Raw genomic sequence first — 17,065 nt, forward strand, 5'->3', positions numbered from 1 at the left:
TTAGAGCCAGACCATTGCTCGCCTTAAGTAGCGCCTTTTGCTTCTGCAACCAGCCCAGGTACTATCCTGCACAGGTTATTTGCTCATCCGAAACACCAGCTCACCGCCTTGCATCAGTTGCTGGTAGCTGACTTTCACCCCTAACGGCTGGCCGTTCAGCTGCCAGCTTTGCACTGTACCCGCCAGATCGCCTTCAGTGCGAATGGTCAGGCTTTTGCCACCCGGCAGGCTGAGCTGCACCTGACGGAACTGCGGCAAACCACGAACAAAACCGTCGTCCACCGGGTTCACCGGGTAAAAACCCAGAGCACTGAACACATACCAGGCCGACATCTGGCCAACGTCGTCGTTACCGGCCAGACCGTCCGGTTCCGCTTTGTACATAGTGTCGCGGATATGACGTAACCAGTGCTGGCCTTTTTCTGGTGCACTGGTAAAAGCGTATAAATACGCCACATGATGCACCGGCTCATTGCCATGCGCATACTGGCCAATCAGGCCGGTAATGTCCGGCGACACATCGCCATGCATTTTCTCTTTGGTGGTAAACAGCTCGTCCAATTTAGCTAAAAACGCCTGTTCAGACGGGTATAACGCCATCATGCCTTCAACATCATGCGGCACAAAGAAGTTGTATTGCCAGGCATTGGCTTCGGTGTAGTCCGTGGTGCGGTGCGCCACATAAGTCGGGCTGAACGGGCTGACCCACTGGCCCTCTTTGGTTTTGCCACGCATAAAGCCTGTGCTGCTATCAAACAGCTGGCGGTAACTCAGGGCACGTTTGCTGAATAACGCTGCATCGTCGGTTTTACCCATAGCCTGCGCCAGGCGGGCAATAGCGGCGTCGTCAAAGGCGTATTCCAGCGTTTTTGACACAGCTTCCAGCTCCAGTTCAGACGGGATATAGCCATACTGGCGGTATAAATCGGTGCCAAATTTGTTCTGCATGGCCGAGGCTTTGACCGCCCGCAGCAGGTGCTCCGGATCGGCGCTGGTAAGGCCTTTTAAGTAGGCGTCCACTATCACCGGCACCGCGTGGTAACCAATCATCACATCGGTTTCATTCGACATTAAATCCCAGCTTGGCAATAAGCCGGTTTCGTCATAAAACCCCAACATGGATTTGACCATATCATCCACCCGTTCCGGGTTGCTCAGCGTCAACAGCGGGTGCAAGGCTCGGAAGGTATCCCACAGCGAAAACAGGCTATGACGCTGATAGCCCGGCTGAGTGTGCGTCGCGCCATCAGCACCAAAATAGGCGCCGTCCACATCGCTGAACAGCTGTGGTGCTAAAAAGCTGTGGTACAGCGCGGTGTAAAACTTGGTTTTATTCACCTTGTTGTCGTCTACCACAGCAAAGCGGCTTAGCTGCGCTGTCCAGGCCTGCTGCGCCTGCGCTTTCACTTGTGCAAAGTTTTTACCGGCGGTTTCTGCCGCCAGGTTGCGTTTAGCACCGGCAATGCTGGTGTAGGACAAGGCCATTTGCGCTTCAACCGCCGTTTTCGGTTGACCAAAATTCAGCACGATTTGGCTTTGTTCGGCCTGCAATTGCTCGCCTTTGGCTGGTTTTTGCGCCTGATACAGCTGGTAGCTGAACGGCTGGTTGAAGTGGGCAACAAAATACAGCGGCTGCAGTTTGGCCCAACCGGTGGAGACCCGGTAGCCCACAATAGTGTGGTCGTTTTCTACCCGGATAAAAGTCGTCACCGGTTTATCAAAGTTCTGCGCATAACCTAAATCCAGCAGCAGCTGGGCGTCCTGCCCGCCACTGAAACTGTAGTGATGCACCCCTACTCTGGCACTGGCCGTTAATTCGGCTTTCACCTGTTCTGCTGGCAGCTCCAGCGCGTAATAACCAGGTTGTGCCACTTCGCCTTGATGGCTGTACTTGGTGAAAATACGGCCTTTGTCGTCGCGTTCGCGCTTTAAGTAATCACCGCGAAACGGCATCACCAGTAAATCCAGCATGTCGCCCACCCCGGTGCCGGACAAATGGGTGTGGCTAAACCCCAGCAAGGTGTCGTCAGAATAATGGTAACCCGAAGTCCAGTCCCAGCCTTTGGACGGATTGTCCGGGCTTAATTGCACCATGCCAAAAGGCACTACAGCGCCAGGAAAAGTGTGGCCATGACCGCCGGTGCCAATCAGCGGATCCACGTACGACAGTGGCGAATTTGCGGTGTTTTTTGGCGAGTCAGCCGTTTGCGAGGCGCAAGCAGCCAGACTCAGCAGTGCTAGCGCACTGCCAAGCAGGAGTTGTTTCATTGTTAGTCCTTCAGTTTATCCAGCCAGTTTTTCTTTAAAAACCAACTGGAGAGCAAGGCGACAGCCAGAGTCCAACCGAACTCAGGCCATTGTTGGATCACCAGATAGATAGGCAGCGCCACCAGCGCCAATTGCCAGACCATGCCGACCAGAATATTGATGGCGTCACGGCCTGGATGAGTGTCCGGGTCAAAATCTGGTTGTTGTGCCAGCACCTGCTGTTTCACCGGGGCCCAAAAGCCCCATGGCCGTACCTGGCGGTAGAAATCGCAGAGTACCTGCATAGGCTCAGCCGGGGTCATCAGCGTACCCAGCACAGAACCTGCCAGACTCAACACTAATAAAGCCGGGAAGGCATAGAGCGGATGGGTATCCGGCAGCAGCAGTGGCAACACCAGGGACGCCACCAGACCCGACATCATGCCCCAGAAATAGCCATAGGCATTAAAGCGCCACCAGTGCCACTTCAGCAGGTTGGCCGCTGCATAACCGCCAAACAGCGCGCCAAAAATCCACTGCATAATGTTGTTGATGCTGCTGAGCATAAACCCCATGCCAACCCCAATCACCACCAGTACCAGCGACATCAGGGTACTGAGCCGCACATAGGTTTTGGCCTCTGCATTCGGGTTAAAGTACTTTTTGTAGACGTCATTGACCAGGTAGACAGGTGCGGCATTGACCGACGCCGCCAGCGTCGACATAAAGGCCGCCAGCAAACCGGCGATCAGCAAACCAGCCAGCCCGACCGGCACATACTGCGAAATCGCAATAGGCAGCAGCTGCTCAAAGTCGAAGTTCTGGCCCTGGGCTTTAATTTCCGGCCCCATATACACCAGGGCCAGCACAGTAAAACCAGCCACCATCATGTACCTTGGGAAGAACATGACCAAGGACACCAAACCACTCATTTTGGCCGCTTCTTTCGGTGTTTTCGCCGCCAGAATCCGCTGCATATCGTAGTTCGGTACCGGGCCTGCCATGCTGAACAACACGCCTTTAAACAGCATCATCATGATCATCAAGCCAAACAGCTCCATGCCATCGGACTGAATGCGATCATTGGCACTGTCGAGCAACCCCTGCCAGTCTAAACCGACCTGCCAGCCAAACCACAGCTGATCCCAGCCATTGGGCGTGGCCTGCTGAATTTGTTCCGGACTGACCAGCGACATCGCAATCACACCGACTGCCACCGCTGCCAGCGTCATAATGACGAACTGCAGCAACTCGGTCAGTACCACCGAATACATGCCGCCTTTGAGCACATACAAGGTAGTAAAGGCGAAAATAAGCAAGGCATAAGTGTCGGGCGACCAGTGCCAGGGGAAGAAAATAGCGGCAAATTTGCCAATGCCTTTAAAGGCATAAGCAATAAAGCCAATGGCGCTGACAATGGCAAAAATAACCACCACCCACTGGCATAACTCTGCACCGCGGCCTTTACCAAAGCGGGTTTCCAGCCACTCTGCGCCCGTCATCACATTGGAGCGACGCAACCAGAGTGACAGGTACACCATCAAAAACACCTGGTTGAAAATAGGCCAGACCCAGGGCAACCAGACGCTTTTCAGCCCATAGATAAAACAGACTGTCACCAGCCACATGGTGCCGGCAATATCGAACATGCCAGACGCGTTCGACACGCCCAGCGCCCACCAGGGAATTTTTTTACCGCCCAGGAAGTAGGCATTCATGTCCTGCCGCGCTTTGTTGGCAATATAAAAGCCCAGACCTAAAGTACCGGCCATATAGAGCGCGATCACCAGCAAGTCGAACCAATGCAGCGTCATGAGTGAAAGCCCCCCAGCGTCCGCCAGCTCAGGCTTGGCAGCAAGGCCTGCAGTTGCTGGGCTGTCCAGCCTGCCGCTTGCAGGCGGATGGTTTTCGGCTGGTTGGGCAGCAAGTCAAAGAAGTTGTCCGATAAATTGGCCGGCATAGGACTGAACTCCAGGAAACATTGGCGCACCAAAGCCCGGCTTTGCAGCTGCAGCACCAGGCAATCGCCTTCGGTACTGCTTTGAATACTCAGCTCTGGCCGGCTCAGTGTCTGTTGTTTGGCTGGAACAAAATAATACAGATTTTCGGTCAGTAACTGACCCGAGCTGTTCAGTAATTTGGCCTGAAACACCAGCTGTTCAGCGGTTTTACCAGCCAACAGTTCAGCCTTCGGTTTCGACCAAACCAGCACAGAGGCATTGGCTGCTGTGGTCAGTTCTGACTGTTGCTGCCACAACAGGGCACCACTGAAATCCAGCAGTTGCAGCTCCAGACGGGCGGCCAACGCACTGTGGCGGTCCGACACCAGCTGTATTTGCAGCTGCTGCTGTTGTTCAGTGATCACCAGTAAATCCGTGCCAAAGCTACGGCCCGCCTGGTAATGCAAGGCTTTCCAGCGGCCGTAATAGTCAATGCCAGACCAGGACGCCGCCGGCCAGGTATCATTCAACTGCCAATACAAGGTACCCATACAAAACGGCATGGCGGCGCGGTGCGCTTCAAAGGCCAGTTTTAAGCCTTCGGCCTGCTGCACCTGGCTTAAGTACATCAGGTCAGTAAAGTCGACGGCGTCCCTGTGTTCCTGCTGCAAATAGCTGTGGATCAGCTTATTGCCGCGTGGGTGTTTCTGATGCACCCTCAATACCTCTGAGCCTAAATCCCAGTCTTCTGCTTCGGTAAACCGCTGCATCGACGACTGCACAGGAAACGACTGGAAGCCATATTCCGACATAAAACGCGGAATACGTTTTTGGTATTCGCTAAAGGGCTGCTCGCCATGCCAGACGCCCCAGAAATGATGGTTACCCAAATGGTCCGAATCATCTTCCCAGAACACGCCTGGCGAGGATCGCAGGTAAAAACGCGTTGGGTCCAGCTGCTGCAGCTGCTGTGGTAACAGCTCACCAAACAACGCCATATACTGTTGTTTTAAACGGCTAAAGAGTTCATCGCTGTAACCAAATTTGGCTGGCCAGTCCCATTTTTCAATGGCCATATCCACTTCGTTGTTGCCACACCAAAGTGCAATACAAGGGTGGTTACGCAGCCGTTTAATGTTGTACTGCGCTTCTTCCGCCACATTGGCCATAAAAGCCGCGTCACCCGGGTACAGTGAGCAGGCGAACATAAAATCCTGCCAAATCAGAATGCCGTTTTCGTCCGCCAGTTGGTAAAACACATCGTCCTGATAAACGCCACCACCCCAGACCCGCAGCATATTCATATTGGCGGCGGTCACAGCGGCAAAATCAGCCTGGTGCCGCTCGGCAGTCATACGATGAATGAAACTGTCGCCCGGAATGTAGTTGGCGCCTTTCATAAAGACCGGCTTACCATTCACTTTCAGGAAAAAGCTGACGCCGTCGGCGTCGGGTTTATTCACCACTTCAATGCTGCGCAAGCCAATTTTTTGTTGCTGTTGATCCAGCAGTTCACCGTCCACCGTCAGGCTAAAGTCAAACTGGTATAGAAAGGCCTCGCCCAACCCATTAGGCCACCATAACTGCGGCTGGGCCAACTGAAACTTCAGTTCTGTGGCTTGGCCTTCTGTCAGTTGCAGCCGCAACTGCTGGTTCAGCTCTGGTGCCTGGGCACAACGCACCTGCAACACAGCTTCACAGCTTTGTTTCAGCTGATAGCTGGCAACAAAGCTGAATTCCGCCAGCGTTGCCGACAAACGCTGCTGGACAAAATGCAGGTTGCTGATGCGGGCTTTCGGCACTTTACGCAGATAAATTGGCCGCCAGATACCGCTGGTAACAAAACGTGGGCCCCAGTCCCAGCCGAAATGGCAAGGTGCTTTGCGGCAATACACACTGAGTTTTTCGTCCGACTTGTCGTTTTCCGCCGGGTAGGTGTAACCCGCTGCCAGGTGTTGTGGCATGGTTTCATTGATCGGCGAGCGAAAACGGATTTCCAGCCGATTTTCACCGGCTTTCAGCAGTTCAGTACAAGCAAACTGCTGACCAATAAACATATTCTGGCTTTTCCCCAGCAACTGGCCATTCAGATACAAGTCGCAAAAGGTATCCAATCCTTCAGCCACCAGCTCAATATCCTGCGCCAGCCAGTCGGCCGGCAACACAAAGCTTTTGCGGTAATGCCAGTCTTTCTGCTCAATCCATTGCAACTTGTTTTCATTGTCACGGTAGAAAGGTTCGTCGATCAGACCATTGGCCTGCAAATCGGTAAAGTTACAACCCGGCACTGTCGCCGCAAACCAGTCCTGCTGGTCCGCCTGGCGGAATTGCCAGTCACCGTTCAGATCCAAAATGCCTGAAGACTCAGATACAACCATGATAAATGCTCTTGTAATGACTTAAATGACGCCCTCATTGGCGCTGTTCTTTTGTTCGCTCTGCTCAGCGGCACCACTGTGTCAGCTGCCTGACTTTGTCTGGGTCGACCCGGCCCTGAGTCAGCAAAGCGGAATAACTATGGATTGAAAAACCCTGACGCCAGCTTTGCAGTGCTGGCAACAGCTGCGGCAGATTTTGCTGGTTCACCCCGCCACCCAGCACCAGCTCTACGCGGCCAGCGGCCTGCTGCAGTAACTGCTGCACCAAGGGCACACCGTGCAGAATACCCAGACCACTGCCCCAGGCGGTGCCTGCGGTTAAAATGCGCTGCACACCCAAGTCAACCAATTGCTCTAACGCAACCAGTGGGTCGGGCAAGGCGTCAAAAGCGCGGTGAAAAGTGACCTGCAAACCGGCGGCCTGGCTTTGCGCAAGCAAAGGCTTTAACCGGCTAATATCCAGTTGGCCCTGCTCCGTTAACAGCCCCAGCACCACGCCGTCGGCTCCAGCCTGTGCGGCCAGTTCAATGCTGCGTTGCATCTGCAGCAGCTCAGCGGCGCTGTAGCAAAAATCACCGCCGCGCGGCCGGATCATCACCAGCAAACCGGGCAGGTCAGCCAGGCTGTGACGGGCAATAGTCATCGCAGCCAACGACGGGGTTAAACCGTCCTGCTCCATCACGCCACATAGTTCAATCCGGCGCGCTCCGCCTGCCAAGACTGCCTGCAGATCGCCAGCTAACGCAGACAAGTCGTCGGCATTAATGCATGCTTCCAATGGGATAGCGCTGACCGAGGTCATGGCAGCAGCTCCAGTTCACCAATCCGGGCATCCAGTCGTTTCTGACCGGCGCTCAGCAGCAAACCCAACTGCACTATCTGCTGGCCCTGTAACTCTGGCCAGTGGGCAGTCAGTTGCTGCCAGTGGTCACTGTTTTGCAGTGGCAGGCTCAGCCTGTTGCCGTCAGCGGTCTGTACGTAGAGGCTGAGGCCTGCGGCCTGCCCCTGAACCCGTACCTTCAGCGTCAGGCCGCTGCCGGGCTGCAACTGAGTGCGGTACAGTGGAATATGACTGGTTTTGGTCGTCGCGCTGCTTTGAATGGCTAACGAGCTGCCACCAGACCAGGCTTGGTGAAAGTCGTAAAAAATATGCAATGCAGCGTCACCTTCCACCGCAAATTGCCAGGTAGGCAGCACATCCTGCTGGCTGATATCGCTCCAGGCCGCGCCTTTGGTCTGGCCGTTCAACCACAACTGCTTGCCGTGCCCTGTGTTAAATCGGGTGTGAAATGGCAGGCTAAGCACTGTGGTTTTGGCCGCCAGATACGCGCCCAGGCCTTTCCAGCCGGTAGCATCTGTGGTGGCCTGATTTAAATCGTCGCCAGCGAACAGTCGTTGTTCGGTCTGATAAAAGCGCCGCTCATCGTGAGGGTTTTCGGCAAAAGTGCTGAAGGCCGGAGTATCGGCGTCACCACTGAAGTTAAAATTCACGTTAGGCGCAAAAAGCGCAATAGAGGTCAGGGCTTTGCCGTCGACCATTAAGTCGTCCAGCCAACGGCTTTGACTGAAGGCGCGCTGGGCTGTGCGACTTGGCCATAAATCCGCCCCTGTGTAAACCTCATAAGGGCTGCGCCCCAGCATCAGCGCACGCTCGGCCGATTGGCGAATCATTGGCTGGTCCCACCAATAATTCAGAAAAATAGCGTCGCTGCTGCGTACCGCGCCCTGCAGATAACGCTGGTTCTGTTCATTCAGCTCATTTTGCCAGCGCACCACGCCGCTCGGCAGCATGGAGTCGTACCAATGAATTTCCATGCCCTGCGGCGCACGGGCGGTCAGGTACTGCATAAACGCCAATAACCGCGCAGCCAGCTCAGCACCACGTTGCGGGTTTTTCTCGCCTTTTACCAGTTGATTGGCAGCGTCTTTGACTGCGGTTAAATCGGTTTCCTGATTTACCAGCCAGCCGTCAAAACCATAAAATTCTGCAATGCGGATCAGCTGGTCTGCCAGCACAAAACGGCCTTGAGCATCCTGCTGCAGCAAGGTTTCGACTGTGTCCGGGTTGCCGCCCCACTGCGCAATCCCCAGAAACACAGACCCTATCACTTTGACGCCATTTTTATGGGCGGTATCGACCCAGGGCCGGGCCGGAATTTGCACTGTTAAATCGGCAGTACCGGCAAACCAGTTCAGAATGTCGATTTGCGACCAGTGGCTGAAGTTGTACAGATTAAACTTCGGCTGAGGCGTTACATAATTGCCAAAGTTATTCATGCCATCAGGCGCGTATAACACCTTGGCGTAAGAGTCCTGTACCGCCAGCCCCGTCAGCGGCGCACTCTGTCGCCGCGCTAACGGCACCAGGCTGCGGTTGGCCGCACTGGCGGTCGCGCCCTGCTCTGTCCAGTCCGTCAGTTGCTGCAGCGTCAGCGCAAAAGGCGGTTCGGCTGGCTGAAGGCCAACGGCCTGCGTCTTTTCTGCTGACTGCGCTGAAGCCATTGGCTGCACTGCAAAAACTGGCTGCGCCAGACAGCTGCACAGCGCCACACAGCACCAGAACAAACTTCGCATCAGGCTTTGGCTCCGAGCAGGCTTTTGCCGTCAATCAACTGGCTGCCGCTGTGCTGGCGCACGGCGTAGTTAAAACCAGGCTGAATACAGAATGCACCATACTGGCCTTGGCGGTTTAAGGCTAAAAAGCCCACCTGAAAGGCGGCGTAATCACCAATTTTGCGGGCAATACGTTCCACGGCTTCACGGCAGGCTTGCTCCGGGCTCGCGCCCTGACGCATCAGTTCCACCACTAAATGGCTGCCTACGGTTTTGATCATCAGCTCACCCATGCCAGTGGCCGTGGCGGCTCCCACCTCGTTATCCACATACAAACCGGCGCCAATAATGGGTGAATCGCCCACCCGGCCATGCATTTTGTACGCAGCGCCACTGGTGGTGCAGGCACCGCTTAAGTTGCCGTCAGCGTCCAGCGCCAACATGCCGATGGTGTCGTGGTTTTCAATATTGATCAGCTGCAGCTGCTGGTCTTTTTGCCAGGCCAGCCAGTCGGCTTTGCTTTCTGCCGTCAGCAGGTCTTCTTCAACAAAGCCCTGCGACAGCGCAAATTGTTTGGCACCTTCACCCACCAGCATCACGTGTGGAGTTTTCTCCATCACGGCGCGGGCCACCGAAATTGGGTGTTTGATATTCTGCAAAAAAGCCACAGAGCCGCAGTTCATGTGTTCATCCATGATGCAGGCGTCTAAGGTGACGATACCGTTTTTATCCGGGTAACCACCGTAACCGACGGTGCGCACTTTCGGGTCCGCTTCCGGCACCCGCACGCCGGCTTCCACCGCGTCGAGCGCCCGGCCACCTTTGCTCAGCACTTGCCAGGCGGCTTCGTTGGCTGGCATACCATGCTCCCAGGTGGACACCACCACAGGTTTATTCGCTTTAGCCGGAGCCGCCAGCACCTGCTGACTTTTAAACAGTCCTGTCACGCCCAGCAGAGCGGACAGTTTCAGAAAATCGCGCCGTGATCTCATTGGGCAGCTCCCTGCAGGCTGTTGCGTTGTTGATGGGCCAATAAAATGGCGCCCTGCTCAGGCGACGCCAGTGCCGGCGTAATACAGGCCGCCAGCTGAGGGTCGAGCCAGGGTTTAATCCGTTCGGTAATACCGCCAATCAGTGCCAACCGGTCGGCGCCACAAGCCAATAAACGGCGGATCACCTGATTGACGAAGCTGGCACCTTGCTGGATCAGGCCCAGGCTGACTTTGTCGCCAGCGTCTGCCGCGCTGAACACCAGCGGGGCGTAACGGGCAAATTCAGTGGCGCTGGCGTTCATCAGTTGCTGCGCCAGTTCAGTGGCACTGCAACAGGTCAGCATACTTTGCGTCAGGCTGGTTGGCAGCCCGACACCATCGGCATCCAATAGCACCGCCTTTACCGCTTCCAAGCCAAACCAGGAACCACTGCAGGTGGCATTAATAGGAAAACCATAACCGCCAACCTGAGTTTGTTTCCCTGCCACATTGGCCAGCGAACTGAAGCCAGTACCGAGGATCAGCACAGCGCCATCCAGCCCCTGGTGGGCACCGGCCGCGGCTGCATGCAGGTCTGTGGTCAGGTATAACGAATGAAATGGATGCTGCCACGCCGCCATAGCGTCACGCATCGCCGGTAAATGCAAGCCAGCCAGGCCAGCTCCCACCACCAGACGGGAAAAGTCTGCCGTGCTGAGGCCTGCCTGTTGCAGGGCTTCAGTCACCGCAGCGAGAATAGAGTTTTTGCATTGTTCCAGACCATTGACCGGGTTGGCCGGGCCGCTTTTGCCGCTACCCAGACTGACGCCGGCCGTGTTTTGCAACAAAGCACGGCAATGGCTGGCACCACCGTCTATGCCGACAAATAGCAGCTCGTCGCCTTTTGCTGCAGAAGTGTGCAGCCCCTTACTGATCTGAATCATGTGTTAAATCCTGTAAAACCAGGCTCCGGCGTACCGGAGCCTGCATGGCTGTTGCAGCCAGGTTAGATGTCAGGGCCGATCAGTTCGATTTCAGCCACCTGCATCAGGTTGCTGTCACCTTTGTTTTTGCTGATCTCCACCCGGTAAAAGCGGAAGGCGCGGCCACTGCCGGTGTTGAACAGCTTACGTTCAAACCGCTGGTCAAAGGCTTCACCAATCCATGACCCCACAGTAAACCAGCTTTCGCCATCGTTCGAGCCTGACAGGCTGAAGTTTTCCGGATCACGGTCTGGCGCATCGTTGGCACTGGTCAGCGCCAGCGCATTCACAATGACTTCAGCGCCCATATCCAGCTCAACCCAGCTTGGCGCTTCGGCGGTCGGCACGGCTTCGTTGTCCAGCCACTTGGTGCTGCTGTCGCCGTCAAAAGCTTTGCTGGCGGCTTCGTTGTCGCTGATAGCGGCCCGGCCAGTAATGGCGACACCGCCTTGATGGCTGTGCACCACGGCCTGGTGCTGCGGACCAATCAGCTCAATTTCAGCGACTTGCATCAGGTTGGCGTCACCTTTGTTTTTGGTGATGTTCAGACGGTAGTAAGGGAAACCTAACTGGTTGCCCACAGAGAAGATCTGACGCTGGAAGCGCGCATCAAAGCTCACGCCTAACCAGCTGGCCAGGTCAATCCAGGTTTCACCGTCTTTCGACGCCTGCAGCGTAAAGTTTTCCGGGTCACGGTCTGGTGCATCATTGGCACTGGTCAGCGCCAGTTGGGTCACTGCCTGTGCCGTTGGCAGACTGATCTCAGCCCAGGCCGGCGCCGCAGCGGTTGGCACCGCTTCGTTATCCAGCCACTTGGTGCTGCTGTCGCCGTCAAAAGCTTTGGTTACCGCTTCGCCTTCACTGATGGCGGCGCGGCCGGTGATTTGTACACCACTGCTGCGGCCATGGTTCAGGCCAGGCACTTCAGGGCCAATCAGTTCAATTTCAGCCACCTGCATTAATACGTCATCACCTTTGTTTTTGGTGATGTTCAGCCGGTAGCTGCTAAAGGCCAGGCTGTTATCAACGCGGAAGCTCTGACGCTCAAAACGCTCCTCAAAGGACTCACCTAACCAGGAACCTAAGGTGACCCAGGTCACGCCGTCGTTTGACCCTTGCAGATTAAAGTTTTCCGGGTCACGGCCTGGTGAATCGTTGGCACTGGTCAGGGCCAGTGAGCTGACGGCCACAGGTGCCGGGTAATCCAGTTGCACCCAGCTAGGCTCGGCTTCGCTTGGCACACCTTTGTTGTCCAGCCACTTGGTTTCGGTATCACCGTCAAAGGCTTTGGTTGGCGCTTCTGCATCGCTGATCTGACCGCGTGCTGTGATATTGGCATTGGCCGTTGGGTGTTTCAGGTCCGGGTAGATAGGACCAAACAGCTCAATCTCAGCCAGCTGCATCAGACCGTCATCCCCCTTGTTTTTGGTGATATTCAGCTTGTAGTAGCTGTACGCCAGACCGTTATCAAACTTAAAGTCTTTGCTTTCAAAACGCTCGTCAAAGCTTTCGCCGATAAAGCTGCCTAAAGTGACCCAGGTCACACCGTCGTTAGAACCCAATACGGTAAAGTTTTCCGGGTCACGGCTTGGTGAGTCGTTGGCACTGGTGATCGACAGGGTGTTCACCGCCTGAGGCGTGGCAAACTGAATTTGGATCCAGGATGGATTTTCCTCAGTGGGTGCACCTTTCCAGTCGTTGTGATCCAGCCATTTAGTCGACGTATCGCCGTCAAAGGCTTTGGCTTCCGCTTCGGCATCACTGATGCGGTTACGGCCAGTGATCACCGCTGTGGCCAGGTTGGCTGCGGTGGTAATACGGTGAATTGGGCCTGTGTCTGCCTGTTCTTCGGCAAACTTCAGCTTCAGGTCCACCACATCTTCGGCGGTCAGGTTCAGCTGGTCCAGGTAAGGCACAGCAGCTATTGAATCCAGCAGACGCTGACGCAGCGGCTCCAGTGCCGTTTCATCCCCATCCTGCGCCAGGTAAATGGCGTCCAGTGCGGAGGCGAACAGCTGGTCAAATTGTTCGCTCGATTGCAGGTTGGCAAATGCAGCGTTAAGCAGTGACAGCTTGATCACGTCAGGCGCCACCAGCACATCGGTGCATTGCTCCTGCACTGTGGTATTGCCGTCACCGTCTGTCACTTCCACGTCTTCACACTTGGTGTCGGTGACAAAATTTTCATAGGCTTCGGCGCTAACCAGTGCGGTGTTGAACACATTGGTTTTGCTGTCCAGGCCCAAAGCACGCAGGGCGCGACGGGCATTGTCGGCCAGCGCCAGTTCGTACAGCGCACGCACCGCCACATTACGGCCACCAGCAACATCTTTTTCCACCAGTGCTGTGGCAATAGTGGTCAGCGCGTTGGCATAAAACTGGGCATCGACCTGGTTGTCCGCCTGGCTGGCGTACGCCACCTGCAGATAAGTCATGGTGTTGAGTTTCAAGGTGGCCAGGGTGTCACCTGACAGGCTGCCGCCCATTGCCGTACCAGCACAGTTGATGGCGTCACACACCATCTGGCTTTGTGCGTCTGCAGTCACCGCAATTTTCAGCATTGAGTTAATGCCGTAACCTGGTTGACCTGATACGCTGAAACCGGCTTCACCTGTCGCGTCAGTACGTGGAGTACTGCTCAGATTCAGCGCAGAGCCGTTCAGCTGAGTCACCTGAATAGCCGCATTGCTTAAGGTGCCTTTCACCACAGAACCGGCCAGATCGGCCGAGGTGGTGTCCAGTTGCACCGGTACATCCGTAGGGTCGACTTCTTTGCCGCCACCACAACCTGTCAGTACACCAAAAGCGACCGCCAGGGCTAAAGCTGATTGAGTTGTTTTAAAGGTTTTCATCTGTTTATTTCCTTTTCGTTAACCTGACATTGGCGCTACAGATCAGAATCTGTAGGTAGCTCCGGCGTAGAACCGGCGGCCGCTGTATGCGTTCATAATGAAACGCTTGTCGGTGTCATTGCCCAAATGCTGATACACCTCAGATTTGGTCAGGTTAATGACGGAGGCAGACAGGATCAGACTCTCAGTCAGGTTGTAACTGGCGTTGACGTCGACCTGGTCATACACGTCTTCGTAGTAGTTCATTTCCCAGTCAGAGTTGTAGCTGCCGACTGTTGGGCCACGTCTGTTGTACGAAGCACGTACGCTGAACAGGTCATCTTCGTAGAAGGCTGAGAAGTTCATCTGGTACTTCGAGCTGCCAATCAGTGGCGATTCACCCAGTTTTTCACCATTCAGTTCCACATTGGCCTGGTTGGTCAGGGTACGGGTGTAGTTAGCGTATAAACCAAAACCGTTGTCGAAGAAGTGCTGCATAAAGACTTCCATCCCTTTCACGGTCGCATTGGTCCCGTTACCTGAGGTGGAGAAATCACGCACCAGCTGGTTAGCGCCGCCGACACTGATCAGCTCGTTACCGGCGTTGATCAGTTCAAACTGTTCCACCGGCATATCCTGGGTAATGTCCAGGATCAGCGGAACGACAAAGTTATCCACGTCTTTCTTAAAGAGTGCAGCCCCAAAACCTGAGCCATTGCCGTAGTAATACTCCAGTGACAAGTCAAACTGGGTGGCTTCGTATGGCTTCAGTTCAGTGTTACCACCTGAACCTGTCCAGCCTTCGCCGTCGATCACTTCGTCGAAGTTATCCGCCGACGAACGGTCTGCCGAGTATTCGCTGGAGGTGTAGGTTAAGGTCTGGAAACGGCCTAAGGAGTTGTAACCAGGGCGAGCCATAGTTTTGGACGCCGCACCACGCAGTACCCAGTTGTCATCAATATCCCACACCAGGTTCAGGCTAGGTAAGGCTTTGGTTTCTGTGCTTTCTTTTTCGATATAAACGAAATCTTCCACCCGTTGCTGGTCGATTGGCAGCTCAGCGCCGCTGTCGTCTGTCCAGTCCAGGCGGTAGGTGATTTTGTCAGACGAGCCGGTGGTGGTGGTGGTGCGGACAAAACGCACACCCAGGTTACCGCGCAGGCTCTCGTACTGGTAATCAGCCTGAATATAAGCCGCCGAGATTTCCTCTTCGACGTCATACACATAGTTCGGCTCATAACGCGTGTATTTCTGGAAGTTTTCCCCTATGATCTGCCGGTATTTACGCCAGTCGACCGCTGGGAACAGGTTGGTATTAATAGCACCAGACAGGTTTTGCAGCGACTGCGGCAGAATCACGTCAGTAATCAGTGGAATACCACCGTTTTTCGAGTAGTCATCATCCAGGTCAATAGTGCCGGCCGCTTCGCCTGCAGCAATATCAAAGTCTTTCGCCAGGAAGAAGGTATTGCGGGTTTCACGGTGAATTTTACCTTTCCGGTATTTGGCACCGTAATGCAGCGTTTCGACTATGCCCAGATTCACAAAGTGGTCGACGTCGATACTGGCGTAATCTTCATCCTGCGTACCTGCGACAAAGCTGGAGTCGGTCGCACCGGCATCCGCTTCACCACCAATGCCCTGAACCAGATTAGCAATCATGTTCGGGTCCATATAGGTGGTCATGTTTTTGTTGGTCAGGTCATAACCGTAATAGCCTGACGAGGCGCCGGCATAATAAGCAGCACGGTATTTTTCTGTCGGGCCACCGTCAGCTTTAGTGCGGCCAAAGGTGATATGCGATTTAAAGTTATCGCCTTCGTAATCGGCAAAAAAGTCGAAGGTGTCTGACGTCGCTTCTTCGATTTTGTATTCGCCGTTAATCCGCGGAATTGGCGTGTCCAGCAAAGTACCGGACGCAGCAGCAGAGTAATCAATGCCGGTGACAAATTCGGCGTCAGCGTCGACGCGGATGTCGGTCCAGTAGTTGTCGTTGTTATTCCACTCCGGGTATTCCAGCTGGTTCAGAATGGAGTTTAAACCCAGGGTAAAACGGAAATAGTTAAAACCGACTTCTAATCGGTCGTTAATGCGCCATTGGGTGGTGGCCTGGTAACCGCGGCGTTCACGGTCTTCTTCCAGCACTTCCTGCACCATACTCTGGGCTGCGTAGCCTTTGGCACCGCCAGCGACCGTTTGTTTGTCGACCATTTCGCCGTAGTAGTAGTTACGGTTCATGATATTGACGCGCGAATCCTGGGTGCGGTTGGTTCTGTCCTGCTGGGTGTAACCGAACAGGAAACCGAAATCTTCGTCGTCATTTTTCCAGGAATAGATACCGCTGAGCTGAGGTTCGTTTTTGTCGGTAATGTCGGAGTTGCTGTATTCGACATTCAGCACGCCTTCGTTGGCGTCCATGCTCAGAGGTTTGCGGCTGTACATCAAGACGGTACCGCCGATACCACCTTCGTCCAGACGGGCTTCAGAGGATTTGTACACCTCAACCCGGTCAATCATGGTGGAAGGCAACAAGGCATAAGAGAAAGAACGTGACGGTTCACCCGGCGATGAGGCAATGAAATTGCCGTTCAGCTGAGTGAAAGTTAAATCTGAAGATAAGCCGCGGATAGATACAGTGGAGCCTTCACCACCGTCACGCTGAATGGTGACACCTGGCACCCGCTGCAGCGAGTCGGCGACGTTTTTATCCGGGAATTTACCAATGTCTTCTGAGGTAATGGCGTCAATGGTCGCCAGAGACATCCGCTTCACCGCCAGGTTTTCTGCCGATGAAGCACGAATACCCCTGACTTCGATCACTTCAGTCTGGGCTTCTTGTTCTTTCTTTTGTTCAGCACTTTGCTCTTCCTGGGCCTGAGCCAGGCCAATGGTGCTGAACATTGATATATATAACAAAGACTTAGCGAAGCCTTTGTAACGATCTGTATACCCTGTTGAATTCCGTTTAGCCATGACCGGCTCCCCCTCGGACTTTATGTAATCGTATTCATCAAAACCAAAATGAACCGATAATTTCTTTATATTTCTAATACTTACACAACTGCCATTAAGTATTAGCAGTTCATTGCCATAAACATAAATGTAATCGTTTACAGGCAGCGTCAGATACTAGCCCCGGATTATTTAGCTGTCAACATCAGC

9 protein-coding genes are annotated in these 17,065 nt (G+C 54.4%); all 9 read right to left on the minus strand.

The window, feature by feature from the left end; translation table 11 throughout:
• Positions 1 to 75 precede the first annotated feature (75 nt).
• The 9 genes from WKJ04_RS07760 to WKJ04_RS07800 all read right to left on the minus strand — a co-directional run bounded on the left by WKJ04_RS07760 (position 76) and on the right by WKJ04_RS07800 (position 16,876).
• The gene (locus tag WKJ04_RS07760) at positions 76 to 2,268 is read right to left on the minus strand and encodes a GH92 family glycosyl hydrolase (RefSeq protein WP_337879909.1); all 2,193 of its coding nucleotides are present in this window, start codon (positions 2,266 to 2,268) and stop codon (positions 76 to 78) included.
• A gap of 2 nt (positions 2,269 to 2,270) precedes the next feature.
• Entirely contained in the window at positions 2,271 to 4,061 is a 1,791-nt protein-coding gene (locus WKJ04_RS07765) for a sodium:solute symporter family protein (RefSeq protein WP_337879910.1), read from the minus strand.
• Positions 4,058 to 6,565, minus strand: coding sequence for a glycoside hydrolase family 2 protein (locus tag WKJ04_RS07770; RefSeq protein ID WP_337879911.1), 2,508 nt, complete (start codon positions 6,563 to 6,565; stop codon positions 4,058 to 4,060). The genes WKJ04_RS07765 and WKJ04_RS07770 overlap by 4 nt, the downstream gene beginning before the upstream one ends.
• 64 nt (positions 6,566 to 6,629) lie before the next feature.
• A complete protein-coding gene (locus tag WKJ04_RS07775; protein WP_337879912.1) occupies positions 6,630 to 7,367 on the minus strand; it encodes a copper homeostasis protein CutC in 738 nt (245 codons plus the stop codon).
• Positions 7,364 to 9,139 (minus strand): endo-beta-N-acetylglucosaminidase, encoded by a 1,776-nt coding sequence (locus tag WKJ04_RS07780; protein ID WP_337879913.1) that lies wholly within the window; start codon positions 9,137 to 9,139, stop codon positions 7,364 to 7,366. The genes WKJ04_RS07775 and WKJ04_RS07780 overlap by 4 nt, the downstream gene beginning before the upstream one ends.
• Complete coding sequence (locus WKJ04_RS07785; RefSeq protein WP_337879914.1) at positions 9,139 to 10,110, minus strand: N(4)-(beta-N-acetylglucosaminyl)-L-asparaginase; 972 nt, start codon at positions 10,108 to 10,110, stop codon at positions 9,139 to 9,141. Before WKJ04_RS07785 ends, WKJ04_RS07780 begins: the two co-directional genes overlap by 1 nt.
• A complete protein-coding gene (locus tag WKJ04_RS07790; protein WP_337879915.1) occupies positions 10,107 to 11,033 on the minus strand; it encodes a BadF/BadG/BcrA/BcrD ATPase family protein in 927 nt (308 codons plus the stop codon). The genes WKJ04_RS07785 and WKJ04_RS07790 overlap by 4 nt, the downstream gene beginning before the upstream one ends.
• 62 nt (positions 11,034 to 11,095) lie before the next feature.
• Entirely contained in the window at positions 11,096 to 13,924 is a 2,829-nt protein-coding gene (locus tag WKJ04_RS07795) for a discoidin domain-containing protein (protein WP_337879916.1), read from the minus strand.
• A 42-nt stretch (positions 13,925 to 13,966) separates the two neighbouring features.
• Positions 13,967 to 16,876: a TonB-dependent receptor gene (locus WKJ04_RS07800; protein ID WP_337879917.1), complete on the minus strand. Its 2,910-nt coding sequence runs from the start codon at positions 16,874 to 16,876 to the stop codon at positions 13,967 to 13,969.
• Between the last annotated feature and the right edge of the window lie 189 nt (positions 16,877 to 17,065).

It is taken from the genome of Rheinheimera sp. (assembly GCF_037442345.1).
Lineage (GTDB): Bacteria > Pseudomonadota > Gammaproteobacteria > Enterobacterales > Alteromonadaceae > Pararheinheimera.

Bases quoted from the DNA above. Each gene is read 5' to 3' on its own strand.
- WKJ04_RS07785 (WP_337879914.1), bottom strand. From the start codon at position 10,110: ATGAGATCACGGCGCGATTTTCTGAAACTGTCCGCTCTGCTGGGCGTG.
- WKJ04_RS07760 (WP_337879909.1), bottom strand. From the start codon at position 2,268: ATGAAACAACTCCTGCTTGGCAGTGCGCTAGCACTGCTGAGTCTGGCT.
- WKJ04_RS07775 (WP_337879912.1), bottom strand. From the start codon at position 7,367: ATGACCTCGGTCAGCGCTATCCCATTGGAAGCATGCATTAATGCCGAC.
- WKJ04_RS07770 (WP_337879911.1), bottom strand. From the start codon at position 6,565: ATGGTTGTATCTGAGTCTTCAGGCATTTTGGATCTGAACGGTGACTGG.
- WKJ04_RS07780 (WP_337879913.1), bottom strand. From the start codon at position 9,139: ATGCGAAGTTTGTTCTGGTGCTGTGTGGCGCTGTGCAGCTGTCTGGCG.
- WKJ04_RS07765 (WP_337879910.1), bottom strand. From the start codon at position 4,061: ATGACGCTGCATTGGTTCGACTTGCTGGTGATCGCGCTCTATATGGCC.
- WKJ04_RS07795 (WP_337879916.1), bottom strand. From the start codon at position 13,924: ATGAAAACCTTTAAAACAACTCAATCAGCTTTAGCCCTGGCGGTCGCT.
- WKJ04_RS07790 (WP_337879915.1), bottom strand. From the start codon at position 11,033: ATGATTCAGATCAGTAAGGGGCTGCACACTTCTGCAGCAAAAGGCGAC.
- WKJ04_RS07800 (WP_337879917.1), bottom strand. From the start codon at position 16,876: ATGGCTAAACGGAATTCAACAGGGTATACAGATCGTTACAAAGGCTTC.